25 protein-coding genes and 2 CRISPR repeat arrays are annotated in these 25,015 nt (G+C 67.3%); of the genes, 17 read left to right on the plus strand and 8 right to left on the minus strand.

All coding sequences use genetic code 11. The features are described from left to right. Position 1: 1 nt before the first annotated feature. The 6 genes from DKG75_RS17565 to DKG75_RS17590 all read right to left on the minus strand — a co-directional run bounded on the left by DKG75_RS17565 (position 2) and on the right by DKG75_RS17590 (position 3,241). Positions 2 to 1,240 (minus strand): DUF927 domain-containing protein, encoded by a 1,239-nt coding sequence (locus tag DKG75_RS17565; protein ID WP_109922477.1) that lies wholly within the window; start codon positions 1,238 to 1,240, stop codon positions 2 to 4. After that, positions 1,237 to 1,527 (minus strand): hypothetical protein, encoded by a 291-nt coding sequence (locus tag DKG75_RS17570; protein WP_425086457.1) that lies wholly within the window; start codon positions 1,525 to 1,527, stop codon positions 1,237 to 1,239. The genes DKG75_RS17565 and DKG75_RS17570 overlap by 4 nt, the downstream gene beginning before the upstream one ends. Further along, positions 1,524 to 1,889 carry a hypothetical protein gene (locus DKG75_RS17575; protein ID WP_109922479.1) on the minus strand — a complete coding sequence of 122 codons (366 nt, stop codon included), beginning with the start codon at positions 1,887 to 1,889 and terminating at the stop codon, positions 1,524 to 1,526. The genes DKG75_RS17570 and DKG75_RS17575 overlap by 4 nt, the downstream gene beginning before the upstream one ends. 6 nt (positions 1,890 to 1,895) lie before the next feature. Continuing rightward, complete coding sequence (locus tag DKG75_RS17580; RefSeq protein WP_023432057.1) at positions 1,896 to 2,174, minus strand: hypothetical protein; 279 nt, start codon at positions 2,172 to 2,174, stop codon at positions 1,896 to 1,898. 16 nt (positions 2,175 to 2,190) lie between these two features. Then, positions 2,191 to 2,898 (minus strand): hypothetical protein, encoded by a 708-nt coding sequence (locus tag DKG75_RS17585; protein ID WP_133636670.1) that lies wholly within the window; start codon positions 2,896 to 2,898, stop codon positions 2,191 to 2,193. A gap of 142 nt (positions 2,899 to 3,040) precedes the next feature. Next, the gene (locus DKG75_RS17590) at positions 3,041 to 3,241 is read right to left on the minus strand and encodes a hypothetical protein (protein WP_109922481.1); all 201 of its coding nucleotides are present in this window, start codon (positions 3,239 to 3,241) and stop codon (positions 3,041 to 3,043) included. Positions 3,242 to 3,255: 14 nt separating this feature from the next. On the opposite strand from DKG75_RS17590, the gene DKG75_RS17595 reads away from it, so the two are divergent. From DKG75_RS17595 to DKG75_RS17605, 3 genes are read left to right on the plus strand one after another with little or no spacing between them, the layout of a single operon-like run. Then, the gene (locus tag DKG75_RS17595) at positions 3,256 to 3,480 is read left to right on the plus strand and encodes a helix-turn-helix domain-containing protein (RefSeq protein ID WP_243746396.1); all 225 of its coding nucleotides are present in this window, start codon (positions 3,256 to 3,258) and stop codon (positions 3,478 to 3,480) included. A 14-nt stretch (positions 3,481 to 3,494) separates the two neighbouring features. Continuing rightward, entirely contained in the window at positions 3,495 to 3,983 is a 489-nt protein-coding gene (locus DKG75_RS17600; RefSeq protein ID WP_166646256.1) for a YfbU family protein, read from the plus strand. Further along, positions 3,980 to 4,261: a hypothetical protein gene (locus DKG75_RS17605; protein WP_109922483.1), complete on the plus strand. Its 282-nt coding sequence runs from the start codon at positions 3,980 to 3,982 to the stop codon at positions 4,259 to 4,261. Before DKG75_RS17600 ends, DKG75_RS17605 begins: the two co-directional genes overlap by 4 nt. Positions 4,262 to 4,382: 121 nt before the next feature. Here the strand turns inward: DKG75_RS17605 and DKG75_RS17610 are convergent, their stop codons facing one another. Beyond that, the gene (locus DKG75_RS17610) at positions 4,383 to 5,660 is read right to left on the minus strand and encodes a site-specific integrase (RefSeq protein ID WP_109922484.1); all 1,278 of its coding nucleotides are present in this window, start codon (positions 5,658 to 5,660) and stop codon (positions 4,383 to 4,385) included. Between the two features lie 455 nt (positions 5,661 to 6,115). Between DKG75_RS17610 and cas3 the strand changes: the two genes are divergently transcribed. The 8 genes from cas3 (at position 6,116) to cas2e (ending at position 15,077) form a co-directional block, all read left to right on the plus strand. Beyond that, the gene (cas3, locus tag DKG75_RS17615) at positions 6,116 to 8,710 is read left to right on the plus strand and encodes a CRISPR-associated helicase Cas3' (RefSeq protein ID WP_109922485.1); all 2,595 of its coding nucleotides are present in this window, start codon (positions 6,116 to 6,118) and stop codon (positions 8,708 to 8,710) included. 376 nt (positions 8,711 to 9,086) lie between these two features. Continuing rightward, positions 9,087 to 10,598 (plus strand): type I-E CRISPR-associated protein Cse1/CasA, encoded by a 1,512-nt coding sequence (locus DKG75_RS17620; RefSeq protein WP_109922486.1) that lies wholly within the window; start codon positions 9,087 to 9,089, stop codon positions 10,596 to 10,598. Further along, positions 10,595 to 11,125: a hypothetical protein gene (locus DKG75_RS17625; protein WP_109922487.1), complete on the plus strand. Its 531-nt coding sequence runs from the start codon at positions 10,595 to 10,597 to the stop codon at positions 11,123 to 11,125. Before DKG75_RS17620 ends, DKG75_RS17625 begins: the two co-directional genes overlap by 4 nt. Further along, a complete protein-coding gene (gene cas7e, locus DKG75_RS17630) occupies positions 11,122 to 12,330 on the plus strand; it encodes a type I-E CRISPR-associated protein Cas7/Cse4/CasC (RefSeq protein ID WP_208111875.1) in 1,209 nt (402 codons plus the stop codon). The genes DKG75_RS17625 and cas7e overlap by 4 nt, the downstream gene beginning before the upstream one ends. 4 nt (positions 12,331 to 12,334) lie before the next feature. Next, on the plus strand, positions 12,335 to 13,078 hold the full coding sequence (cas5e, locus tag DKG75_RS17635; RefSeq protein ID WP_109922488.1) for a type I-E CRISPR-associated protein Cas5/CasD: 744 nt from the start codon (positions 12,335 to 12,337) through the stop codon (positions 13,076 to 13,078). Then, positions 13,075 to 13,809 carry a type I-E CRISPR-associated protein Cas6/Cse3/CasE gene (locus tag DKG75_RS17640; RefSeq protein ID WP_166646257.1) on the plus strand — a complete coding sequence of 245 codons (735 nt, stop codon included), beginning with the start codon at positions 13,075 to 13,077 and terminating at the stop codon, positions 13,807 to 13,809. Before cas5e ends, DKG75_RS17640 begins: the two co-directional genes overlap by 4 nt. Before the next feature lie 12 nt (positions 13,810 to 13,821). Further along, on the plus strand, positions 13,822 to 14,778 hold the full coding sequence (gene cas1e / locus DKG75_RS17645) for a type I-E CRISPR-associated endonuclease Cas1e (protein ID WP_109922490.1): 957 nt from the start codon (positions 13,822 to 13,824) through the stop codon (positions 14,776 to 14,778). Further along, positions 14,772 to 15,077, plus strand: a complete 306-nt coding sequence (gene cas2e / locus DKG75_RS17650; protein ID WP_109922491.1) for a type I-E CRISPR-associated endoribonuclease Cas2e — start codon at positions 14,772 to 14,774, stop codon at positions 15,075 to 15,077. The genes cas1e and cas2e overlap by 7 nt, the downstream gene beginning before the upstream one ends. Positions 15,078 to 15,112: 35 nt before the next feature. After that, positions 15,113 to 16,179: a CRISPR direct-repeat array (repeat unit 28 nt; unit sequence GGCTCCCCCGCATACGCGGGGATGGACC). A 315-nt stretch (positions 16,180 to 16,494) separates the two neighbouring features. Further along, positions 16,495 to 16,827: a CRISPR direct-repeat array (repeat unit 28 nt; unit sequence GGCTCCCCCGCATACGCGGGGATGGACC). Between the two features lie 413 nt (positions 16,828 to 17,240). Here the strand turns inward: cas2e and DKG75_RS17655 are convergent. Then, entirely contained in the window at positions 17,241 to 17,876 is a 636-nt protein-coding gene (locus tag DKG75_RS17655) for a TetR/AcrR family transcriptional regulator (protein ID WP_109922492.1), read from the minus strand. 95 nt (positions 17,877 to 17,971) lie between these two features. Between DKG75_RS17655 and DKG75_RS17660 the strand changes: the two genes are divergently transcribed. The 6 genes from DKG75_RS17660 (at position 17,972) to DKG75_RS17685 (ending at position 25,009) form a co-directional block, all read left to right on the plus strand. Beyond that, on the plus strand, positions 17,972 to 19,009 hold the full coding sequence (locus DKG75_RS17660) for an NAD-dependent epimerase/dehydratase family protein (protein WP_109922493.1): 1,038 nt from the start codon (positions 17,972 to 17,974) through the stop codon (positions 19,007 to 19,009). Positions 19,010 to 19,243: 234 nt separating this feature from the next. After that, a complete protein-coding gene (locus DKG75_RS17665; RefSeq protein ID WP_109922494.1) occupies positions 19,244 to 20,338 on the plus strand; it encodes an alpha/beta hydrolase in 1,095 nt (364 codons plus the stop codon). 103 nt (positions 20,339 to 20,441) lie between these two features. Beyond that, positions 20,442 to 21,575 carry a serine/threonine-protein kinase gene (locus DKG75_RS17670; RefSeq protein ID WP_166646258.1) on the plus strand — a complete coding sequence of 378 codons (1,134 nt, stop codon included), beginning with the start codon at positions 20,442 to 20,444 and terminating at the stop codon, positions 21,573 to 21,575. 71 nt (positions 21,576 to 21,646) lie between these two features. Next, a complete protein-coding gene (locus DKG75_RS17675; protein ID WP_109922496.1) occupies positions 21,647 to 23,275 on the plus strand; it encodes a peptide chain release factor 3 in 1,629 nt (542 codons plus the stop codon). A gap of 18 nt (positions 23,276 to 23,293) precedes the next feature. Further along, on the plus strand, positions 23,294 to 24,217 hold the full coding sequence (locus DKG75_RS17680) for an alpha/beta fold hydrolase (protein WP_109922497.1): 924 nt from the start codon (positions 23,294 to 23,296) through the stop codon (positions 24,215 to 24,217). A 186-nt stretch (positions 24,218 to 24,403) separates the two neighbouring features. Beyond that, the gene (locus DKG75_RS17685) at positions 24,404 to 25,009 is read left to right on the plus strand and encodes a hypothetical protein (RefSeq protein WP_133636672.1); all 606 of its coding nucleotides are present in this window, start codon (positions 24,404 to 24,406) and stop codon (positions 25,007 to 25,009) included. The last annotated feature ends 6 nt before the right edge of the window (positions 25,010 to 25,015 follow it).

A 25,015-nucleotide genomic window follows, 5' to 3' on the forward strand; every position in this document is an offset into this window, starting at 1 on the left:
GCTAGTTGTCTCCGAAGGTCTGCCGGGGAAGGACGAAGGCGCGTCCGCCCCAGCCGAGGCGATTGACGCAACGTGCCTTCGTGTCTGGCCGGGCGGTCGAGATGTATTCGTGCAAAGCGTCACGGGCGAAGCGGCCCGGTGCCATGATCATGCCGAGGGAAAGCAGGTGTTCGCGGTAGGCGGTGCCGTCACCGGCCAGCAGCCGCATGGGCATACTCCATTCCTTCGTGCGGCCATCGCGATCGGTGACGCGCAAGAGGCGGCCCCAGTCTTCGCTTTCGGTGCTACGGGTTTCGGCCACCACTTCGAGAAGCGAGCAAAACCACTTCCATTCGATCGTGATGATGCCGGTTTCCTTGTCGGCGCGTTCGATGCGCTTTTCCACGCCATTGGCGACCACGCGGAACGGCCAGCGGGTCAGCTCTTCAGGCTCGCCAGCGGCAACGCGGCGAAGGGTTTCGCGCTCTTCGGCATCGCGATAGATCGGCAGGAAGGCCGGATCGCTCTTCAGTTTGGCGACGGCCTCGGCGGTCCAGCCCTCTTCGATCGCGTCGGCAATATCCCAGCCCTTCGGGATCACGCCTTCGCGAAGCGTTTTCTCACCGTCCATCCATATCCATGCGCCGAGGCGATCGGGCGGAAGGTGCAGGACGGCGGAAGCGCCAGTCGCGCGCGCCAGCTCGCAAACCTTGTCGCCAAATTGCTGCCCGGCTTCGTCATTGTCGGTCGCAATGATCACGGTGCGCCCGGCGACGGCGGACCAATCTGCCTTGTGAGGCGACTTCGCGCCATGCGGCGGCGTTGTCGCTGTCATATCGGGGAAGAGGATCGCGGCAGCGTCGGCGGCTTTCTCACCTTCGGCAACAATGATGGGGGCATCGGCGCGGGTGACGATGCCGGGCAGGCGATAAAGCGGGCGCGGTTCGGGAATGCCCTTCGCGCGCCAGGCGCGGCGGCCTTTGCCGAGGTCGCAATAGGTGATCGGCAGATAATCCTTCGCCGGTTTTCCAGCATCGTCCACATAGTCGAACCGGGCGACGTAGCCGATCAATCGGGCTTCAGGATCGTGATAAGGCCACGCCTTCACCGGCTCCCCCAACTTCGGATGCCGAAACTGCATGGCGGGCGCGTCATCGGGAACGGGAACGATCGGCAGCTTCTCGCCTGCCTTCGGCGCGGGGCTTTCGGCCAGCGCGATTTCGTCCGCCGACAAGGGCGCAAACATCGCGTTCATGGTCATGCGTCCACCCCCAGCATGTCAGCAAGGGCGCGGGCGGCTTCGGCCTGGCCGGTTCCTGCCAGATACGCGGCAAGGCTCACCGGATCACCGCCGCACTCGTCGGTGGCGAAGTCGGCCCATTTGCCGGTATTCATGTTCACCCGGAAGCTTCCGGGGTTGCGATCGGATCGCCGAGGATTGCGCGCCACCCATTCGTGGCCGACGCGGCGACCATCGGGCAGCCACCGCGCCAAGAGCGACGGCAGTGCCGCAATCGCGGCGGCATTGATGCGGGAAAAGTCGATCAATGCGCCAATCCCTTCTTCAGTTTCGCGTATATGGCGCGCAGCCATGCCGCTTGTTTTTCGGTCGGTTCGGCGTCCAAGATCAGCCGATCCGCCATGTCGGACACGAAGACAAATTCCTTCAGGGAAAGGCCAGTTTGCCCTTGGTTCCGACACCACGTCGCCAGCTCGCACCACGTCGCCGGTTCCTTGGCTTCGGTCTTCGGATCGCCGAGGGCTTCGGCCAGGGCGTGAAGGTCAAGCCCGGCGCTTTCGAGGGTGCGCCGGATCGCTGCCACCGTCGCCAGCACTTCCCCATCGTGATCCGTGGCAAGGCGCGTGATCAGCTTGGAAAGCTTCGGTGCAATGGTCGCGAGGGCCGCCATGTCGCGTCACCCGTGCGACGTGTTGCGGACGGGATCGCCCAGCTTGTCGGCGGCCCAGCTATCCAGCTCCACGGTCGGATAGAGCGGGGTCCGGTTCACCTTCTGATAGGCAGGGCCGCCACCGACCGAAGCCCACTTCGCGAGCGTTGCCGGGGCAACCTCGATGCCGTGAACGATCTTCAGATAGTCGGCAGCTTCCCAACGACGAAGGCGGGGCTTGCGAAGGGCGGGCGGCAGGCAAGGCTCCGCCGTTCCCGCCGAAGCGGGTTTCAATTCTTCAGTCATTTTGGCCTCTCCTAGATTAGCTCTTCAGAAGATCGCCCATCGCCAGGATGGTTTTCGAAGAGAACTCGCGTATCTGTCGCAAATCGCCGTGGTTGTTGCGATCTGCCTCCATTTCTTTCGACCACTTCATGAGCTCGTCCATTTCAGTCGGGATCACCGAATAATGGTGCTCCTCGCTGAAGCACTTGCAGTAGATGCGGATTGCGGCCTGCGGATATGGTCCCCACAAAATGACGTCGATCCCCCAGTAATTGGGAATGCGATTGGTTCCGACTTGCTCAACCGGCAAATTGTCCACGGCTTCGCGCAAGCTCCCGTCCGCTGCCGCCTCGATCAGCGCGACAATGGCATCACGGAACGAATGGCTGGCAGGCAGCTTTTGAAGAGCCGGGATCGGGAAGGCCGACAAGCCCCAGCTCGAAGGCGGATTGCCATCGTTGCTGTCGCTACGGGCGTCATTCCGAATGCTCACTTCACCGCCGCGCGACGGCAGGCCCGAATAGTCTTCCACCGTCTGCACGGCGTTCTTCACCATCGAACTGCCAGCGACGGCGACAAGTAGATTCGCCACGTCCGTCGCGCTCATCTTCGCCGCACTGCGTCCGCGCCCGCCCTTCGTCCGCAAACCAGCGTCAGCAAGATTCCGGTCGTGCAGAGTGACAGTCGCTTCCGGTGCGCCGAACGTCTCGGCAATCCGCTTCACCATTTCGCCTGGGCTTGCCATCGTATTCGCTCCATCAATCCGCTATCCCCATTTGTGTAGCAGACGAATGGGATGGGCGCAAGTTCCATTTGTGCAGAGGACGAATGGGCACGAAAAAGCCGCCCCATTGCAAGACAGGGCGGCTTGGCGGTTCGATCATCGTCTAGGACTTCCGGTCACGCTCATCGCGATAGGTCTGAAGCAGCTCGTTCGCCTCGGTCAGCACGTCATCGAGAATGTCTGCCACCGCATGAAGAGCCGACATTTGCTTCCGGTCGGATATGTCGCTGGCCGCCATGAAGATCGCTTCGGCCAGGTCGCGGGCTTTGCCAATGCTGTCTTGCGCGTCGATCACCTTGCACATGCCGCAGCCTCCCCATGCTGGCCCGGCCAGCCGACTTGCTCGAAATGGGCGCTCTTCTCGATTGGTCGCAACAGCAGCTTGCCGATGCCGTGCGCGTCGGCGTTGTCACCGTCCGCCAGTTTGAAGGCGGCGGATCGCAGCCGCGCAACGCCACGCTGGACGTGATCCAGCGTGCGCTTGAAGAGCGCTGGCGTTATCTTCGTCGAAGAGAATGGCGAAGGGCCGGGCGTCCGGCTTAAAAAGGGGAAGTGAAATGCTGACATGGGCTGAAAGACTGACGCTTTGGAACCAGTATGAGATTCTGAAGCGGATCAATCCTGACGACACGAAAGAATATGAGACCAATCAGGGAATTCTATCGAACGGCTATGAGCAATACTATTCGGAGATAAACCCGTCGATCTATGCCGAGACAACAAAGCGGGAAGTCTCGCGCGAGGTCGAGGAAATCTTGAACGTATTCCGCGCCATCAAGTTTTCCTGCCTGAAGCTCGGCTACACTCCGAAGAGCCGCTATGCCGAGTTCGAAGGCTTCGACGGCAACGAAGAGGGCGATCAATATGGCTTTGCCATGTTCGTTCGCCGCACCCTCGGCAAGTGGGATGAACTGAAGGACGCGCCCGACAACTCGCATAGCAATGTGCTGGAACGCTATCGGCGGATGCTCGCAACCTGGCATCGGCTCGGTGAGAAGTATGAGCTAACCGAAGCCGAGATTGAAGAAATGGCCGAATCCAGATGACGGAAGCCGACGAAGACTTTCTAGCGAACACGGCCCTAGACGCTCACGAATGGCGTGGCGTCGGGCAACTCGCGAATGCAATTGGCGAGTTTGAACCGCTCGCCAAGCGCGGCAACCTCGGCGAGACGGTGGCCGAACGGCTTGTGTCCCTCGGCATCGCCGAAAAGGGTCCGTTTTCCTCGGCATATGCAGCCAGGGGAATGCCGGTCGGCTATCGCCTCACCGAACTCGGCTGGAAACTGAAAGATCGCGGACGCTATCCCAAGCGGAAACGCTAGTTTGTAGCACCTGTAGCACCTGCCGATTTCGCTCGGTGCTACAGGATTTTCCCTTTATTTTCAGCGTTGTAGCACCTGTAGCACCTGTAGCACCACGAAAAACCGTGTCCGCGCGACGGTTTCAGGCTTTGGGCTTGCGGTTCGGCAGTTGGACCACTTTGCCTTCGGCTCCCGTCATCATCCCGTGGATCGTCCGCGCCACCTTGTCGGCAGCGGCAATCAACACGCTGTCGAGGTGATGCACATAGCGCGAAGTCACCGATCCAGCCGCGTGGCCCAGCATCGCGGCGATCGTGCTTTCGGTGAAGCCAAGATCACCGGCCACGCTGGCGTAGGAATGCCGCAAGGTGTGAGGCGTGACGCCTTCCAACTCGGCGCGCTTTACGATCCGACGCCACGCGCCGGGCATCCCACCGAATGCGCCTTCGCCGCGAAGGGCGGTCAGCACGAAGGGGTTTTCCTTTTCCCGCTCTATCGTCGCCAGCACGTCGAACACTGGCCTTCCGATCGGGCGGACGGATGCGCCTTCCTTCGAATCTTCGAGGCGGAAGCATCCGCCATCGTCATCGACTTCAGCCCATTTCAGATTTTCGACTTCGCCGAGGCGGCAGCCGGTGAGGGCAAGCAACCATGCGCCCTTGATCCCTTGTGCGGTTTCCGCGTCGGCCTCGGCAGCGGCCAGCGCCTTACCCAGCGCCTTGTATTCGTCGGCGGTCAATCGCCGCTGGCGTCGGTTATCGGCGGGGCGCTTCACGCCGGTCGCGGGATTGAACGGGATCACGCCTTCCGACACTGCGAAGGACAGGATGCCGCCGAGAAGGCCAGCGGTTCGGGCTGCCGTGCCGGTGCCGCCTTCCACGATCGCCTTGCCGCGCTTCCGGTCGGTTTTCTCCACCACCGCCGTCTTTCCGCTGGCAACGTCGCGGATGAACCGGGCTACGTCTGCCTGGGTCATATCACGGACAAGCTTGTTGCCGAGAAGCGGCCTTATATGCCGGTCGATCCTGCCGCGATCGGTGTAGAGCGTGGAAGCCTTCTTTGCCTTCCCGCCCTTGCCCATGATCAAGCCGCGCTCGGCAGCCTGAAGATAGTTGTCGCAGAGCTGCGACACGGTGAGCGATTTCCGGCGCGTCACCCGATCCTCTTGCGGGTCTTCGCCGCGCGCCACGTCGCCGAGGATGCCCTTGGCTTCCCTCCTGGCCTCTTCCACCGTCAACGGGCCGTGCGTTCCGACCTTCACGCGCCGGGTGCGGACGCCAGCGCGGTATTGCGCGACATAGACCTTCCGGCCAGTCGGCCACACCCGCACACCGAAGCCGGGAAGCTCATCGTCCCATTCGAAATAGTCGCTCGATTTCGGCTCAAGGCCGTCGATCAGCCTCTTTGTGAGCTTCGCCACAATTGCCCTCCCAGACGCTACAGGAAGCATATAGGAAGCAGCAGGAAGCAAATGCGGGTAATTTCGCGCGCAACCGCTGCCTTTCCCTATGCCAGGAAATGGCAGCGATCATAATAGTCTAGCGATGCCGGGTAAACAGCAGGAAGCACCGGAAAAGCACCACAACGCGCCCTCCGAAGGCAGAGGCCGAAGGTTCGAATCCTTTCGGGTCCGCCAGAGTTTCCTAAGATTCTATCGCCAGCCACAGACTTGTCCGACTTGCTTCGGACAAGCTGATTCCGGATTGCGCTCTGCTTGTGTGGGGCCGCGCAGCGCCTGCTGCGGGGCCGCCTGGGGTAACATCTCGCACAATTGATCCTCCGAGGCGCCCGCTTGTGCCGTCGCGCCGCGTGTAGCGTTGAGCGGCGGATATCCTCTAGGGTTGTCTGCGGCGTGTCGACTGGCGGGAGAGGAATATGGTGCTGGCCTTGGCAAAGGCGGACCGGGCGGGGCGCCGGCACAGCCTGCTCGCCCATAGTGCCGATGTTGGTGCCATGGTCGAGGCGCTGTTGCGTACCGGGACTATCGGCCGCCGGCTGGCGGCCCTGGCGGGTGTCGAGGCATTGACGCCGGTCGATATCGGCCGCCTGTCGCTTCTGGCTGCCCTGCACGACCTGGGCAAGGCCAATCGCGGTTTCCTGGCGCGTATCGATGATCTGTGCTGGCCGGATCGTGCAGGCCACATCAAGCCTGTGGTCGACCTGCTGGCCGATGGTTATGCCGGCCACCCCCACCGCTTGCCGCCCGTCTACGGCAATTTGGTCGCGGCCAGCGGCCTCGACGCGGTGTTCCGCTGGTTCGGCGGGCGTCGCAAGGCCATGCCGTTGGTCGATGCGGTCCTGATGCACCATGGGCGCCTGCCCGTGTCCGGCAATCCTGAAACGAAATTGTGGCGCAGCGGGGATGGTTACGATCCCATGAGCGCGCTGGAGCCGATCGGCCGCGTCTTGCCGTCCTGGTTCGGGGCGGCGTTCGAGGCCGGGGCTGCCGGGCATCTGCTGGAGGGCCGGTTCCTGCATGGTTTCGCCGGCCTGGTGATGCTGGCCGATTGGATCGCGTCGAGCGATCTGGTCTGCGATTTCGTGACCGACGCCGGTGCCGAACGGATCGATGTCTCCCGCCGGCTGGCTGCGGCCGCAGTGGAGAGGCTCCGTCTCGACCCGGCCTGGGCTGCGGGGGCGCTGCCGGAGACGGGAGCGGCCATCCTCTCGGCCGTGCTCGGCGGCGGGCGGGCGCCGCGTCCGACCCAGGTCGCGATGGTATCGGCGGTGGTCGAGCCCGGTTCCCTGGTCGTGATCGAGGCGGAAACCGGGTCCGGCAAGACCGAGGCCGCCATCGCCCATTTCGCCAACCTGATGCGCCTTGGCCTGGTGGACGGACTTTATTTTGCCCTGCCCACGCGGGCGGCGGCGGTGCAGATCCATCGCCGGGTGGTCGAAGCCCTTGATCGCGTCATGGGGGCCGCCGCGCCGCCGGCCGTTCTCGCCCTGCCGGGTTACCTGCGCGCAGGGGAGATGGAGGGCATGGCGCTGCCCGATTTCGCCGTGCTCTGGCCCGATGATTCCGGCGATGGGCGGCGCGACGCCGCCTGGGCTGCGGAACATCCGAAGCGTTTCATGGCGGCGGCGGTTGCGGTCGGCTCGATCGATCAGGTGATGCTCGGCGGATTATCCGTGCGCCATGCGGAACTGCGCTCGTCCCCGCTGCTGCGGCAATTGCTGGTCATCGACGAGGTGCATGCTTCCGATAACTATATGACCGCGATTGTCGCCAATCTTATTGCCCAGCATCGGGCGGCCGGCGGCCATGCCCTGCTCATGTCCGCCACCCTGGGGACGGCGGCCCGCCTTCGCCTGATGGGGGCGTCCCAGGGCGAGATCGACGCCTTGCCGGCGGCGGATGACCTCGCCCGCCAGCCCTATCCCGCCATCCATGGCCGAAATGCCCGGATTCCTGCACCGGCCGCGATGTCGGGCGGCGGCAAATCGGTGGCGGTCGACTGTGTCGCCGATCTGGATCATGCCGCGATCGCCGGGCTCGCCTTCGAGGCGGCCGTGCAGGGGGCGCGCGTGCTCGTCATCCGCAACCGGGTCGACGATGCCTGCGACACCGCGCGGGCGCTTGCCGCCCTGGCGGAAAGGGCGGGGCGGCCGGAACTTGTCTTTCGCTGCAACGGGGTTGCGACCGTGCATCACGGGCGCTTCGCCCCGGCCGACCGGGTTTTGCTCGATCCGGCCCTGGAGGCGGCCCTCGGTCCGGACAGCACCGCCCCCATCGTCTGTGTCACCACCCAGACGGCGGAACAGTCGCTCGACATCGATGCTGACTATCTGATCACCGACCTGTGCCCGGCCGACGTATTGCTGCAACGGATCGGGCGCCTGCATCGCCATCTGCGGCCCGCGCGGCCCGAGGGGTTCCGCATGCCCCGCCTGTCGGTTCATGCGCCGGGCGAGGCAAGACTGGCCGCCCTGATCGACGGCAGGGGCGCCATCGCCAAGGGCTTGCTTGGCCTGGGCCGAGTCTATCCCAATTTGCTCGGTATCGTCGCGACGAGGCGCGCCCTTATCGACCTTGGAGTGATCCGTATTCCCGATCACAACCGTCTGCTGGTTGAACGTGCCACCCATCCTCCGGCCCTCCGCGCCCTGGCGGAGGACCTGGGACCGGCCTGGTCCGCGCATCTCAATACGGTCGAGGGCGTGACCCTGGCGCAGGGGCAGGTCGCCAGATTCAACATGCTCGACTTCACCGAACGCCCGATGCCGCTGCCCGATGCTGAAGGGGTCGTTCTCACACGACTCGGCGCGGATGCCCGGATCGTCCGCGTGGCGCCGGCCTTCGAGAGCGTCCTCGGCGCGCGGATCGAGCAATTGTCGATACCGGGGTGGATGCTTGGGGTGGAGAGGGACGAGACGGCGCTGGAGAAGGTCGAGATCGGCGAGGACGGCGCGCTGAGTGTCGGAGGCTCGGCGTTCAGCTACACCGCCTACGGGCTGGGCAAGGCATAACGCGAGGCGGCGGCCTTTCGACGTTCAAACGCCGCAAGCTGTGATACTAAGGTGAGGTTCCCCCGTCATGCGGGGATGGACCTTATTAGACGTGTTCTTATTTTGCTCCCCCAGAAACCTGGGGAAAGTAACAGCACATATAATAGTTAAGTCGGTTGACGGCCGACTCACTCTGGTTCAGAGTTGCGCTGGTCGGGACTGGTACTCCCGACCAGCGCGTCACGACGCCCCTGAAACCCGTGTAAGAGTCGAGAGGTGAGCCATGGAACCTCCATAGTCAGCTATTGATCGTCCTTGATCAACCGATCCTCGATTGCGCTGTTCCCGTTTGCGCAATCGAGGATTATCCTTCCGCTGGTCGTCGAGGGGGAATCTCATGTTCGACTTGCTGCGGGAGCCCCTGCTGCCGGTATCCGGCGGGGGGCGGGACCGGGAGACTCTGCCCGGCGTATTGGCCCGGCTGAGCGCGGGCGAGGATCTCGGGTTTCCCGGCCTCGCGGCGCATCAGCGGCAAAGCTGGTTCTGCTTCCTGGTGCAATTGGCGGCCCTGGCGCTGACCGCCGCGGGCCGGGGGGACGCCCCGGACACGGAGGCCGGGTGGCTGGTCCTGTTGGAAGCGCTGGCGGGCGAGGAGGCCGACACCGCCTTTGCCCTGGTCGCCCCGCCGGCGCGCCCGGCATTCCTCCAGCCCCCGGTGCGGGCGGCGGCGCTGGCGAAATTCCGGGGGCCGGTCCTGGCGGCGGATGCGATCGATATTCTGATCGTTGCCAAGAACCATGATCTGAAGCTGGAACGGGTCACCGGCGGCGAGGCGCATCACTGGGCCTATGCCCTGGTCAATTTGCAGACCATGCAAGGCTTCCTCGGCCGCGGCAACTACGGTATCGCGCGCATGAACGGCGGCTTCTCCGCCCGCGTGCTTGCCGGCCGCCAGGAGGGGGGCGGGTGGGCCCTACGCTTCCGGCACGACCTGCGCCTCCTGCTGGCGACGCGGGGCAGGCTGCTGGCGGCAATGAATTTCTATCGCGAAAGCGGCGGCCTGGCCCTTCTCTGGCTGGAGCCGTGGGACGAGGAGGAGGCCATCCCGGTCCAAGGTCTCGATCCTTATTTCATCGAAATCTGCCGCCGGGTCCGGCTGGTCGAGCAGGGGGGGCGCATCGGCGCCCTGCTGCGCCCGAGCGAGACGGCGCGCCTTGCGGCGGCCGCGTTCAAGGGCGCTCTCGGCGATCCTTGGGCGCCGGTCGACAGTGTGGCCGGTACCGCCTTCACCGTGCCTGCGGCGGGCCTGGATCATCAGCGGATCGTGAAAATCCTGACGGATCGGAGGGGCCTGCCGGTCGCACTGAAACCCTATCCGGGCGAAGGAGAGGGCAACCTGGACCTTCATTTCACCGTCCTCGTGCGCGGGCAAGGGCGAACGGACGGGCTGCACGAGAGGGTGGTGCCCATCCCGCGCGTCGTCGCGGACGGCCTTGAGGATGAGGAGATGAGCCATTATCTCGCCGCCCGGGCGGATGAGATGCAGAAGGATGCGGCGGCGGCGCTGGCCGCGCTTCGCCTCGGCTTGCGGATCTATCTCCAGGGCGCCCCGGAAACCCTGAAGCAGGACGACGACAGGCCGCACGTGCAGGCTGAAGGCCTGGGCCGCGCGGTGGACCGGCATTTTCTCGATCATCTCTGGGCCCAGGTCGCGCCCGGGGATGGGGTTCCCGATCCCCACCGCGCCTGGCTCGACTGGTTGCGGCAGGCGGCGATCCACTGGTTCAAAGCCGGTCTCAGTGCCCTGCCGCCGCCCGTCAATCGCCGGGAAAAGGCGCATTTTGCGGCCCTCAACGTATTCCACAGCAGGCTGAACAAAGCCCTGCCGCCCGAGGAGAAAACGGCATGACCGAAGAGGCGAAGGAAGAGCTGAAGCCCTGGCAGAAACTGGGCAGCGCCATCGGCACGATCGAGAGCCGGCTGCGGCACGCCGACCCCGGCGAACTGGCCGCCCTTCGGCGCCTGGCCGGCGGCAAGCCGTCGCTCGCCTATTGGCGCGTGATGGCCGAATGCAGGGTGGACGAGGATCTGCGGACCGAGGGGCGAGAGGCGCTCTGGCCTCCCATCCTGGCCGCCCTTGCCCAGATCGCCCCTCTTGGCGAGGGCGGCCAGCCGTTGGGCCGGGTTTTGGCCGAGACCGGCTATGCCGAGGCCCGCCTGTTGCGCCTGCTGCGGGCGGATGCGACTTCGGTCGGGGATGAAATCGGCACGGTCGCCCGCTGGCTGGCCGCCAAAGGCGTGCGCGCCAGGGGATACGAACTCGCCGATTTCGCCCTCAGCCGCCTGAATGCCGATGCCGGCAGCCTGGACCGTGCGGCCAGCGCCATTGCCAAAGCCTATTTCACGCCGATCGCTAAAGCCGAGGTGAAAGCATGACCGAATTGCCCCGCTTCCTGCAGATCCACACGCTGACGCCCTATGCCGGCGTTCTGTTGAACCGCGACGATATCGGCGAGGCCAAGCGCCTGCCGCTGGGCGGCAGCATGCGCGGGCGCGTCTCCTCGCAATGTCAGAAGCGCCATTGGCGCCTTGCCGCCGGGGAATGGCAATTGGTGCCGGCGGCGGAACGCGCCATCCGGTCCCGGCGCACCTTCGAGTACCATGTGGCCCGGCCCCTGATCGACGAAGGGCTGGACGAGGCCCGGGTGGCGGAGGCGATCGCCGCGGTCCAGGCCGAGGTTCTCGGCGAAAGCAAAAAGGCCGCCGCCAAGAAGAAGGGCGAGGAGACAGCCCCCGATCTGCACACGTCCCAGGTCATCGTCCTCGGACCCGGCGAAACCCGCTATATCGTCGGTCTCGTGCGGAAGCTCGTCGCCGATGCCGGTACCAACAAGGATTTCAAGGCCGCCCTCCAGGCCCTGTTGAAGGCCGAAAAACCCAATTTCGCCTCGATGCGGGAAGGGGCCGGGCTGGATGCCGCGCTGTTCGGGCGCATGATCACCGGCGACGTCTTCGCCCGCGCCGATGCGGCGATCCATGTCGCCCATGCCTTCACCGTCCATGCGATCGAAAGCGAGCCCGATTATTTCACCGCCGTCGACGATATCGTCGCCGACAGCGGTGAACAGGGCAGCGGCCATATCAATACCTCGGAACTGACCTCGGGCCTCTATTACAGCTATGTCGTGGTCGATGTGCCGCTCCTGGTCGCGAACCTTCAGGGCTGTGCGGCGGCGGATTGGGCCAGCGCCGACCGCACCCTGGCCGGCCAGGTGGTGGAGCGGCTGATCGGCACGATCGCCACCGTTTCGCCCGGGGCGAAGCTGGGCTCCACCGCCCCCTATGCCTTTGCCGATACCGTCCTGGTCGAGGCGGGAAAGCGCCAGCCCCGCAGCCTGGCCAACGGCTTCTACAAGGCGATCGGCCTCTCCCGCAACGACCTGCGTGAAGAGGCGACCGCGCGCCTGCTCGACCAGCTCGGCCGGCTGGATGCCATGTACGGCAAGGCGGAGGACAGGCGCATCGCCTCGCAGATCCCCGATCTGGCGGAAACCGCGCCGGCCGGCCTCAACCTGCCGGCGCTGGCGGTCTGGGCCCGCGGTCTCGTCGACGGCACGGTCGCTTTCGCGCCGGGGGCCTGAGCCGATGACGGACTGGCTCGTCCTCGTTCTCGATGCGCCGCTGATGAGTTTCGGCGGTGCCATGATCGATCAACACGGCGTAACCCGGGGCGATCCAGGCCGCAGCCTGCTGACCGGATTGATCGGCAATGCCCTGGGTTACGAACACCGCGATGCCGGCCGGCTCGAGGCGCTTCAGCACCGCCTCGATCACGCCAGCCTGCACCTGCGGGACGGCGAGGCCCTGGTCGATTTTCATACCGTCGACCTCGGCCAGCCGTTCATGCGCAGCGGCTGGACGACGCGGGGCGCGCCACAGGGGCGGGAAGGCGGCTCGGCCGGGTCCAGCACCCATATCCGCAACCGCCACTATCTGGCCGGCGCTTTGCGCCTGGTCGTCCTCACGCTCGGCGCCGGCGAAGGGCCTGACCTTGACGCCGTCGAGACCGCATTGCGGGAGCCGGCCCGGCCGCTGTTCTTGGGGCGGAAGACCTGCCTGCCGGCGCGGCCCCTGCTGGCGGGCCGGGTGACCGCAGCGGATGCGGTGGCGGCCCTGCACCGGGCCCATGCCCTGGCGGCGGCCCTCGGCCTGGCGGATTTTCCTGCCGAGGCCGAAGGCCTGGCGGCGGAATGGCCCGACGACGGTCTCCTGCCGCGCAATGCCCGGCAGGAGACCGTCGTCGATCAGCGCGACTGGCGCAACCAGTTCCATGGCGGGGAACGGCGGGTGGTCGCAGGGCCCCTGCCGAAACGGGGAGGGCCGCCGTGACCACAGCGCTTCACATGCTGCAACTGGCCCTCGATGGCGACCGGCTGGCCCGTTTCGGCGCCGGGCTCGGCCTGGACCGCCGGGCCGACAGCGATGGCGGCTACCTGTGCCATGCGCTGCTGACCGCCCTGTTCGGCGCCGCCGCACCGAAACCTTTCGTGTTGCAGGTGCGGGCCGGCGGGGGCCCCTCGCTGCTCGCCTACGCGCCGGCAGATCTTCCGGCCCTGGCGGAGATCGCCGCCCTGCATGCAACGCCCGACGTCTATCGCATCGTCGACTGGCCGATGTCGGCGGCCAAGCCCATGCCGGTGTTCAGGCCGGGCCAGCGCCTGGCCTTCACGGTGCGGGTGCGGCCCGTCGTCCGTATCGGCCGGCAGCATCCGTGCTTCAAGCCGGGGGCGGAGGTGGATATCTTTCTGGCCCGGGCGGAAGCGGACCGGGACGGCCCGAAGCCTGACCGCGAGGACGTTTATCGGCAATGGCTGGCGGCCGGCCTCACGCAATCCGGCGCGGCACTGGAGCAGGCGGCCTTGACCGGCCAGCGCCGCACGGCCTTGCTGCGCCGCAACGCTGAAGGCAAGCGCGTCGCCCAGCGGCAGCAGATCGATGCCGATCTTGCCGGCACATTGACCGTGACCGAGCCGGAAGGTTTTCGCCGGTTGGTGGCCCGGGGGATCGGGCGGCACCGGGCCTTCGGCTTCGGCATGCTGCTGCTGCGCCCGGCGGCCTGACGGGCGGGGCCGATGCTGAAGGGGCGCCTTGGCCTTGAAACCGCTCGGGTGCCTCATGCCGATCGGCAGGGCCTGCTCTGGCTTGCCCGGGGCAATATCCATGTCGAGGACGGCACGCTGCGATTCCGGGCGGCGGGCGATGACGGCTTGCCGCCCGGCGATTATGCGATCCCGTTCCAGGCCATCTCTCTCCTGCTCATGGGGCCGGGGACCACGATTTCCCATGATGCCCTGCGCCTCCTGGCGCGCCACGGCACTGGCCTTGCCGCCATCGGCGAGGGTGGCGTGCGTCTCTATACGGCACCCCCGCTCGGGCCGGACGACAGCCGCCTGGCCCGCCTGCAGGCCGCGGCCTGGGCCGATACCCGCGAGGGCAGCAAGTCCGCCGCCCAGGCCGCACGGCTTGATGTCGCGCGGCGCCTCTATGCCTGGCGCCTGGGCGAGGTTCTGCCGCATCGCGATATCGCCGTGCTTCGGGGCATCGAAGGGGCACGGATGAAAGAGACCTATCGCCTCCTCGCGCAGAAATACGGCATTCGCTGGGAAGGACGGCGTTACGACCGGTCGAGGCCCGACGCCGCGGATGCCCCCAATCAGGCGATCAACCATGCCGCCAGCGCGGTCGAGGCGGCGGCCGCCATCGCGGTCGCTGCGACCGGCACGATCCCCTCGCTCGGCTTCATCCACGAAGACTCAGGCAATGCCTTCATTCTCGATATCGCCGATCTTTATCGCGATAGCCTCGTCCTGCCCGGCGCCTTCGAGGCGGTCCGTCAGGCCGAGCGCCAGCCGGGCATCAGCCTGGAACGCCACGTCCGCCGCCAGATCACCCGCCGCCTCCAGGCCGACAAGGTCATTCCCGGCATGATCGACCGCATCAAAGCCCTGTTCGACCCCGCCGCAGGCCGACCGCCGGCGCCACTCCCGGCAGCGGACCGCGGTTCGGAAGAGGATGGGGCGCCATGGTGATCGTCGTCACCCGCGACGTCGCGGACCGCTTCAGGGGTTTCCTCGCCTCGGTGATGATCGAGGTCAGCCCGGGCACCTATGTCTCGCCCTCGATGACCAAGGGCGTGCGCGAGCGGGTCTGGGCCGTGCTCGACGGCTGGTTCCGGGAAATCGGTGGCGGCGCCATCACCATGTGCTGGCGCGACCGCACCCAGCCCGGCCATCTCGGCCTCTCGATCCTCGGCGCCCCGCCTTGCACCCTTCTGGACGCCGACGGTGTCTACCTCGGCTTTCGCCCCCCGGCATCAACTGCTCTTTGACATTGTCAAACGAATTCAGTCTCTTAAATGCAAGAGGCTCCCCCGCATACGCGGGGATGGACCCTGTTCGTGCCCGGCCGGTCCGGCACGATCGTTGGCTCCCCCGCATACGCGGGGATGGACCCCCCCCGTCGCGGGGGAAGCCGCACGGCATCCTGGCTCCCCCGCATACGCGGGGATGGACCCGGCGAGGAGACAATCGCCAGGATCGCCCGAGAGGCTCCCCCGCATACGCGGGGATGGACCCGAGATGGCGCAGGCTGTGGCTGCGGCGATCGTGGCTCCCCCGCATACGCGGGGATGGACCCCCCGCGCATGACCGCGACCGAGGCCCTGATCCGGCTCCCCCGCATACGCGGGGATGGACCCTACGGCGGGGTGGACGACATGGGCCGCCCGCTGGCTCCCCCGCATACGCGGGGATGGACCCCGCTGGGTCTATCCCAACACCTTCGACTGGGCGGCTCCCCCGCATACGCGGGGATGGACCTTCTCCCACCCCATGGACGGGCTGCAATACGCCGGCTCCCCCGCATACGCGGGGATGGACCCGGCGTCCGGGTGTCCTTCCCCTACCTTTCAGGGGGCTCCCCCGCATACGCGGGGATGGACCCCCCAGGCGGGCAGCGCTGACGCAGGGGCGACAGGCTCCCCCGCATACGCGGGGATGGACCGCTACCCCGGCGGCGTCCGGCGGCTGACCCCGCGGCTCCCCCGCATACGCGGGGATGGACCCTGCGCTGACTATGGGGACGCGACCACCCGGAAGGCTCCCCCGCATACGCGGGGATGGACCTGTCAAGGCGGTGCCGCAGACGGCCTTTGGCATGGCTCCCCCGCATACGCGGGGATGGACCCCGGCGGGTGGAATACCGAGGTTAAGGCGGCCGGGCTCCCCCGCATACGCGGGGATGGACCGTTGTAGCCGGCGTTTCGGGCATCCGCGTCGGGGGCTCCCCCGCATACGTGGGGATGGACCCATGGCGCGCATCGGAAAACGCCTACCCCGCGAGGCTCCCCCGCATACGCGTGGATGGACCCTGATTGCCCCCGACATGCAGGCGCAGCAGCGGGGCTCCCCCGCATACGCGGGGATGGACCCGAGGCGAACGACAAGTCCTTGCGCGGGGCGAGGTCACCCAGCCGGTCGGTCAGCACCGGGATGTCGTCGTCGAAGTTGACACCGGCCAGGAGCTTCCCCACATTGACGGTGGAGGCCGGTGCCGGGCCGGGATGTTCCACTGCGGCGCCCGCGGCGTCGGATGTCACCCCATTAGTGGCGGCGCCGGCCTCTTCCACTTCCGTCAGTCGATGATCATAGATGCGCCGCCCGGTCCGGGCCTCCTTGACCGTGAGCTTGACCCGCCACAGCCGGCCGTCGAAATGCAGCGGGGCATAGAGACGGTGCATGGCCAGGGGCTCCCCCGCATACGCGGGGATGGACCCCTGCCCCGGGCGAAAGCGCTGGCCGAAATGTGGCTCCCCCGCATACGCGGGGATGGACCCCGGGCCGCACTGGGGATGTCACCCCTGGCCGCGGCTCCCCCGCATACGCGGGGATGGACCCACGCGGGATGTGACGATCTTGGCCTCGGGGCGGGCTCCCCCGCATACGCGGGGATGGACCTCGATCAAGCTGACCATCCGCCCCAGTGTTGGGGGCTCCCCCGCATACGCGGGGATGGACCCACGTCGGCACCGCGCCCCTTGTGGCCCCTCGCGGCTCCCCCGCATACGCGGGGATGGACCCTGACGGTCAAGGAAACCGTGGCCGGCCGCCGGCTGTGCGATCATCGTTTGACGGAAATGGAAGAGGCCGGCGCAGTCACTAAAGAGGGGGTTGCGACCACCGCGGATGGCGCCGCCCGTCTCGGCCCGGCACCGGCCTCCACCGTCAATGTGGGGAAGCTCCTGGCCGGTGTCAACTTCGGGCTCCCCCGCATACGCGGGGATGGTCCTCTTGAACATCAGCATAAGCAACACGACACGTTGGCTCCCCCGCATCCGCGGGGATTCGCTCTTTGCCTCTGCCGGCATTTGCCGCGCAGCCGATGAGGTTTTCTCGCGGCGGGCATATTTTGCTGCTTTGCTGCCGGGAGAGGGGCTCTGATCCGGGGGCCGCGCGGGACTCCTTGGTCAGGCCGGCTCTTCGGGGAAGCGGTATCAGTCGCCGCCGGCCGCCGCCAGTTGCCGGAGGTGGTGCCAGATGTCGTCGAAGACGCGGTCGGTGTAGTGGTCGGGCGGGGGCGGTTCGGCGGCCGATGTGCGCCAGGCTTCGGAGCCGAGCCGCAGGGCGCCCACCGCGATCATGGCGAGCAGGGCCGGTTCGCCGACGAGGGCGGCCCCGCCGTCGGGCGGGGGCGCGGTCCGGGCCGCCAGGGCTTCGGCCAGCCTCGCCTCGAGCCGGGCGTATTTGAGATGCATCCGGGCCCGGAGGGAGGGCGTGTCGCGCACCAGCGCGTCCAGGTCGATTCCTTCGGGGCTGGCCGAGTCCCGGATCGCTGCCGACATCGCCGCATGGGCCGTGCGGGCCAGCGGCTCGCCCGGCGGGCGCGCGGCGATCCGGGCCACCAGCAGGTCGCCGAACCCGTCCTGCCAGGCCGTGACCACATCCTCCTTGCTGGGGAAATAATCGAAGAAGCTGCGCTTGGAGATGTCGGCCCGCTCGGCGATCTCGTCGACCGTGGTGCCGTCGAACCCTTTGGCCAGGAAGAGTGCGCGCGCCGCCGTCAGGATGCGCGCCCGCGTCTCCTGGCGCTTGCGCTCCCTTCGGCCCATGGTCGGTTCGTCGGCCTGCATTTTATTCACTTATTGCAAATTTGCATTTGATGCAATATTAAGAGGGGGCCCTGCCCGCAACCGCCGGCAGGGCTTGCGGAAGAAAGTTGTCTATCATGTCCTCAGCGATGGCAAAGGGCGATCTGTGCCTGGTGACCGGCGTTTCCGGCTATCTCGGGTCGCGGCTGGCCAGGGATCTGCTGGAGCGCGGGTTCCGCGTGCGGGGCACCGTGCGCCGGCTCGACGATGCGGAGAGGAACCGGGTCCTTTGCGGGATCCTGCCCGGGATCGAGCTGGCCGCGGCCGACCTGCGGGCCCCGGGCGGCTGGGCTGCGGCCATGGCCGGGGTCGATTGGGTGTTCCATGTCGCCAGCCCCCAGGCCGTCCCGACCGAGACCGACAGGACGGGCGGCGCCCTGTCCGGGACCGAATTCGTCCTGGCTGCCGCCTTCGCCGCCGGCACGGTGAAAAAGATCGTGGTCACCAGTTCCGAGGCCGCCATCGCCTATGGCTATCCCCGCAGCCGCCGGCATTTCACCGAGGACGACTGGACGGACCTGAGCGGCGCCGCCGGCCGGTTCGACTATTTCCGCTCGAAAACCCTGGCGGAACGGCTGGCCTGGGACATGGCGCGCGATCCGCTGCGCAATCCCCGGGGTGTTCCGCTGGCCACGGTCTGCCCCGGCTTCATCATCGGTCCGTCGCTCGTGCCCTGGGCGCGCTACAGCCTGCAGACGATCAAGGACATGATCGACCGCAAGCCGCCTTTCTCCATCGACATGACGGGCCATTCGGTCGACGTCCGCGATTGCGCCGCCATGCATATCGCGGTCATGGACGATGCCGCGACCGACGGCCGGCGGCATTTCTGCTTCGGCATGGTCGGCAAGGTGGTGGAGACGCCGCGCATCATCCGCGCCCTCTATGGCCGGCGGGGCCTGAACCCCGGCACCTTCGTGCTGCCGACCTGGGTGCTGTTCCTGCTGAAGCCGTTCGTCGCCGATATCGGCGTCCTTTACGGCAAGCTCGGCCATGCCAACGTCTATGAGACGAAATGGCCCGGCGTCTACGCCTACCGCCATACCGACCCGCGCGCGAGTATCCGCGACACGATCGAGAGCATGGCCGCCCACGGCTGGATCACGCTGCGATGATCGAAGGCCGCCCCGACGGGAAAAATTCGCCGCGCCCTTGACGTCGCGTCGCCGCCGTTTCCGCGTCATGCAACCTGAATCCGCCTCATCTTCGTAGAAAACTACACTTGACGGTCGGCGTTAATCCTTTGGAAGGTGTGACAAGGTGACGCTGGCGTCAGGCCGCCGCAGGCGGGCGTCGAGTCACGGATCGCCCTGCCGTCGCAGGGCGGGTTGAGGAGAACGGGTAGGATCATGAGTCTCGCGTTCAACCTTCAGCGCCTGATGCGCAACACCATCGCCGCCATGTCGGCGCCGCTGCTCACCACCATGGCGGCCCTGTCGCCGGCGATCATCGAGGGCAAGCGCCTGAACCCGCAGCTTCAGGCCTTCGCCGCCGTGCAGCGCCGGCTGTTCCCGCTGCACCGCGTCCAGCTTCAGCAGGCCCGTGCCGCCTATCGCCTGGCGATGAAATCCTTCGCCGTCGCCGCCCGCCCCATGGCCCTGGTCGAGGATCTGTCGATCCCGGGCGAACTGGGGCCGGTGCCGGCCCGGCTCTATGTGCCGCGCGGCCTCAGCCTGCCGATGCCGGTGACGGTCTATTTCCACGGCGGCGGCTTCGTCCTCGGCGATGTCGAGGGCTATGACAGCACCTGCCGCCATATCGCCGCGCGCGGCAAGACGGCGGTGATCTCGGTCGATTACCGCCTGGCCCCGGAACACCCGATGCCGGCGGCGGTGATCGATGCCGGCGCCGTCTGGCGCTGGCTGATCGAGACCGGGCCGAAGCTCGGCATCGATCCGGACCGCATGGCGGTGGCCGGGGATTCCGCCGGCGGCCTGCTCTCGGCCATGGTGTGCCTGATGGCGCGGGATGCTGGCATCCGCATGCCCTGCCACCAGCTGCTGATCTATCCGGCGACGGACGGGCGCATGAACACCCGTTCCGCCGAACTCTACAGCCGCGGCTTCATCCTGGAGAAGCAGTTGACCGACTGGTTCCGGGCGCTGGCCGGCGGCGGCCTGACCGACGAGGAATTGTCCCGCGTCATGCCGATCCATGCCGACAGTTTCGAGGGCCTGCCGCCGGCGACCGTGGTCGTCGCCGGCTTCGATCCGCTCTACGACGAGGGTGTCGCCTATGCCGGGCTTCTGGCCGAGGCGGGCGTTCCGGTGCAGGTGCAGGACCATCCCGACATGCTGCACGGCTTCATCACCTTCACCGGCGCCATCCCGCGCGCCCGGCAGGCCCTGAACCAGGCGATCGATTCGCTGCGCCGCGGGTTGGCGCCGCGCCTGGACCGCGGGCGGGCGCGGCCGAAATCGATGCTGCTGCCGGAAAGCATGTAGGCCCCCTCCCACCTGTGGCGCAGGTCCCCTGTGGCGCAGGTCATTGCCTAATGCCGCCGGGGCCGCCATGCTTCGGCCCCGGCAGCGCAGGCAGCAGAGAGCGATGGATCAGGAAAACACCCTCCCGCCCGAGAGCCTTCTCGGCAATACCTATCGCATCGAAGCGCTGATCGCCCGGGGCGGCATGGGCGAGGTCTACCGGGCCCGGAACGAGACGCTGGGCACGCTGCACGCGATCAAGATCATCCGGGCCGAACTGGCCGGCTCGTCGACCATCGTCGAGCTGTTCCGGCGCGAGGCGATGGCGCTGCGCCAGCTCCGCTCCGATGCGATCGTCGCCTATGACGGCATTTTCCGCGACGAGCGCGGCCGCACCTATCTGGTGATGGAATATGTCGACGGGCCGTCGCTGGCCCGCCTGATCGGCGTCCGGCCCCTGCCGGTCGAGGATGTCCGGCGCATGGCGATCAATGTCGCCGCCGGGCTGGAGATCGCCCACGACAAGGGCGTGCTGCACCGCGACCTCTCGCCCGACAATATCATCTTCGAGGGGGGCGACATGATGCACCCCAAGATCATCGATTTCGGCATCGCCCGGGTCGACGGCGCGGGCGAGGGCACGCTGCTCGGCGGCCAGGTGGCGGGCAAGATTTCCTTCATCGCGCCGGAGCAACTGGGGCTTTACGATGGCAAGGTCGATGCCCGTTCGGACATCTACAGCCTCGGCCTCGTCATGGCGGCGGCCCTGCTCGGCCGCAAGCTCGACATGGGGCGCAATATCGAGACGGCGCTGGCGGCGCGCCGCCAGGTGCCCGATCTCTCGGCCCTGCCCGAGGCGCTGCGCCCGGTCATCGCCGCCATGCTGCAACCCGATCCGGCCAAACGCCCGGCCAGCATGTCGGATGTCATCCTCCGCCTCTATACGCCGGGCTCCCTGCGCAGCAGCCTGCCGCCGGCCCCCGCCATCGACGTGCCGGCCCCGGCCGCCCCGCGCAGGCCGAAGGGGCTGGACCGCAAGCGCCTGCTGATCTGGGCGGGCGGCGCCCTCCTGCTCGCGGCGGCCACCTTCGGCGCCCTGCTGGCCCTGCGCCCGCCGACCCCGGGGGCGGAGGCCCCGGCCGCCGTTCCCGCCGCTGCCGCGCCGGCCCCGGCTGCGGCGCCGGCCGCGCCATCCCCCGCGGCCCCGACCCCGGAGGCGCCGGGCGGTTTCCTGGGCGATCGGGCGAAGACGCGGTAAGGCGGGCCGGCCGCACTTGAACCGGCCGGGCGCTGCCGCTAGTGTCCCGCCACCCAGAGACAGGACCGGCCGTGAGCATAGAGACGAGCGCGATCGAGAGCCGGCGCACCTTTGCGATCATCTCGCACCCGGACGCCGGCAAGACCACACTGACCGAAAAACTGCTGCTGTTCGGCGGTGCCGTGCAGCAGGCGGGCGCCGTCAAGGCGCGCGGCGACCAGCGGCGTGCGCGCTCGGACTGGATGAAGGTCGAACAGGAGCGCGGCATTTCCGTCACCGCCTCGGTCATGACCTTCGAGGCCGACGGCTGCACCTTCAACCTGCTCGATACGCCGGGCCACGAGGATTTCTCGGAAGACACCTATCGCACGCTGACCGCGGTCGACAGCGCGATCATGGTGATCGACGCCGCCAAGGGCATCGAGACGCGGACCCTGAAGCTGTTCGAAGTCTGCCGCCTGCGCGACGTGCCGATCGTCACCTTCGTCAACAAGATGGACCGCGAGGCCCGCGATCCCTTCGAACTGATGGACGAGATCGAGAAGACCCTGGCGCTGGATGTCACCCCCGCCACCTGGCCGATCGGCCAGGGCCGGGATTTCCACGGCTGCTACGACCTGATCCACGACGAATTGATCCTGATCGACCGGGGCGCCGGCAACAAGCTGCCCGAGATCGAGAAATGCGCCGGCCTGGACGATCCGAAGATCGATGCCAGGCTGCCGGCCGCGCTGGTCGAGAAGCTGCGCGAGGATGTGGAGATGATCCGCGGCCTGTGCCAGCCCTTCGACGAGGAAAGCTACCGCGCCGGCCACCTGACGCCGGTGTTCTTCGGCTCGGCGCTGCGCTCCTTCGGGGTGCGGGAATTGCTGCAGGGGCTGGGGGAAATGGCGCCCTCGCCCCGGCCGGCCAAGGCCACCACCCGGATGGTGGCGCCGACCGAGGGCAAGGTCGCGGGCTTCGTCTTCAAGATCCAGGCGAATATGGACAAGAACCACCGCGACCGGGTGGCTTTCGTGCGCCTGGTTTCGGGCGAGTTCAAGCGCGGCATGAAGATGAAGCATGTGCGCAGTGGCCGCATGCTGGCGATCAACAACCCGGTGCAATTCATGGCCGGCGACCGCGAGACGGCGGATCTCGCCTATGCCGGCGATATCCTCGGCATTCCGAACCACGGCACGCTCCGGATCGGCGACACCCTGACCGAGGGCGAGGACCTCGCCTTCCTGGGCGTGCCCTCCTTCGCGCCGGAAATGCTGCGCCGGGTGAAGCTGGACGACCCCATGAAGGTGAAGCACCTGCGCCGCGCCCTCGAACAATTGGCCGAGGAGGGCGCCTCCCAGGTGTTCCGGCGGCAGATCGGCGGCGATTACGTCGTCGGCGTGGTCGGGCCGCTCCAGTTCGACGTGCTGAAAAGCCGGCTGCTGGCCGAATACGGCCTCGACATCGAGTTCGAGAGCGTGCCCTTCGAACTGGCCCGCTGGGTCGATGCCGACGACAAGAAGACGATCGAAACCTTCGCCGACGCCAACAAGATGAACCTCGCCGAGGATCACGACGGCGCCCTGGTCTATCTGGCGCGGAACCAATGGTATCTCCAGCGGGCCAAGGACGATTACCCGAACGTCCGCTTCCTCGCGACGCGGGAACAGATCGTCGACGCCGGCGCCCGCCTGACCGCCGCCAGCCAGACCCACTGACCGGACGGGCCCGCCGAGATGAGCACCCCCGCCCGGCGCCTCGATCCCCCGCCGGGCGGGCGCTTCGGCCGGATCGAGCGCGGCGGCGCGATGCTGCGCACCGCCGCCTTTCCGGTCCCGGGCGTGGCGCGGGGCACCGTCGTCCTGCTCACCGGGCGGAACGAATTCATCGAGAAATACTATGAGACCGTCGCCGACCTGCACGACCGCGGCTTCGACGTCCATATGATGGACTGGCGCGGCCAGGGCCTGTCGGACCGGCCGCTGCCCGACCGCCTGAGGGGCCACGTCCGCGACTTTTCCGATTACGTCGACGATCTCGCCACCTTGGTCGAGGCGATCCCGGCGCGCGGCCCCCTGATCCTCATGGGCCATTCCATGGGCGGCCATATCGTCGCCCGCGCGCTTGCGGAATGCCCCGCATTGCGGGCCCGGGCCGCGGGGGCCGTGCTGCTCTCCGCCATGATGGCGATCGAGACCGGGCGGCTGTCGGAACGGGCGGCGGCGCGCACGGCCCGCCTGCTCGTCCGCGCCGGCCTTGGCACGCGCGTGGTGCCGGCGCCGAAGGAAACCGGCGCCGGCGTCAACCTCCTCACCTCGGATCCGGAACGCGCCGGCGACCAGGGCCATTTCATCGCCGCCGAGCCCCGCCTCGCCCTGGGCGCGCCCACCTTCGGCTGGCTCGACGCCGCGTTCCGCTCGATGGCGGCGCTGCGCCTGCCGGGTGCGGCCGAGGCGATCGATGTGCCGGTGCTGGTCGCCGTCGCCGGCCGCGACAAGGTGGTGCGGCCCGAGGCGGAGCGGGCCTTCGCCGCCCGCCTGCCGAACGGCACCCTGCTGGCGATCGGGGATGCCCGCCACGAGATCCTGAAGGAACGGGACGAGTTGCGCCGTCGCCTCTGGGACGAATTCGACCTTTGGTGTGATCGGGCGCTGCCATGACGGGCGGATGCCGTGACGCGGCGGGGCGGCATGATACGGGCACGCGGGGAACAGGGGGCCGTGGCCGAAGGCCTGCGCCGTTCCGCACGGCGCCGGCACCCTGAAATCTGCTCGGGATGTGACGGCCGATCACGAAAGAGACTTCGGCCCGCGGCAGACTGCCTCGAAGAGAAACAGGAGGCCGCCATGGCTTGCACATTGGTCTTTCGTCGCTACGCGCCTTTCGCCACCTTCGGTCTCGGCTTCGAGGGCGACAGCCGCACCGGGCCCGACATGAACGCCAGCGCCTCGTCGCGGACGGCCGCCAAGGTCGAGTTCGGCCCCGGCTACGTGGGCTCGGTCATCGGCTCGTCCAGCGGCACGTCCTATGGCACCGGGCCGAAGAAATACGCCAAGGTCGCGACCGACCTGAAAATCCGCACCAAGACCGATACCGCGCTGGATTTCACCGCCTCTTCCGCCGGGGCCAATCCGATGGTGCCGGGCGCGCCCGATATCGACACTTTCGTCGATCTCAAGGTTCAGTTCCTGGCCAAGGCGATCGTCTTGACCGGCAAGGTGCGGGGCGATGCCTTTCCGAACGGCGAAGTGCTGGTTTTCGACGGCAGCGGCGCCGCCGTGCTGCTGTTCGATTTCCGCACCAAGGGCGGCAAGGACAGCGGTCCCTTCACCATGCTCATGGGCTCGGGGTCGGGCAATACGCTCGGCAGTTTCGGGCCCTTCTCGGTGCCGCTCGACGGTTCGGGGAATTTTCTCGGCAGCCTCGGCGTCCGCCCGACCTACGGCACCTGATCCCCG

Origin of the sequence: Zavarzinia compransoris (genome assembly GCF_003173055.1) — a bacterium.
GTDB lineage: Bacteria > Pseudomonadota > Alphaproteobacteria > Zavarziniales > Zavarziniaceae > Zavarzinia > Zavarzinia compransoris.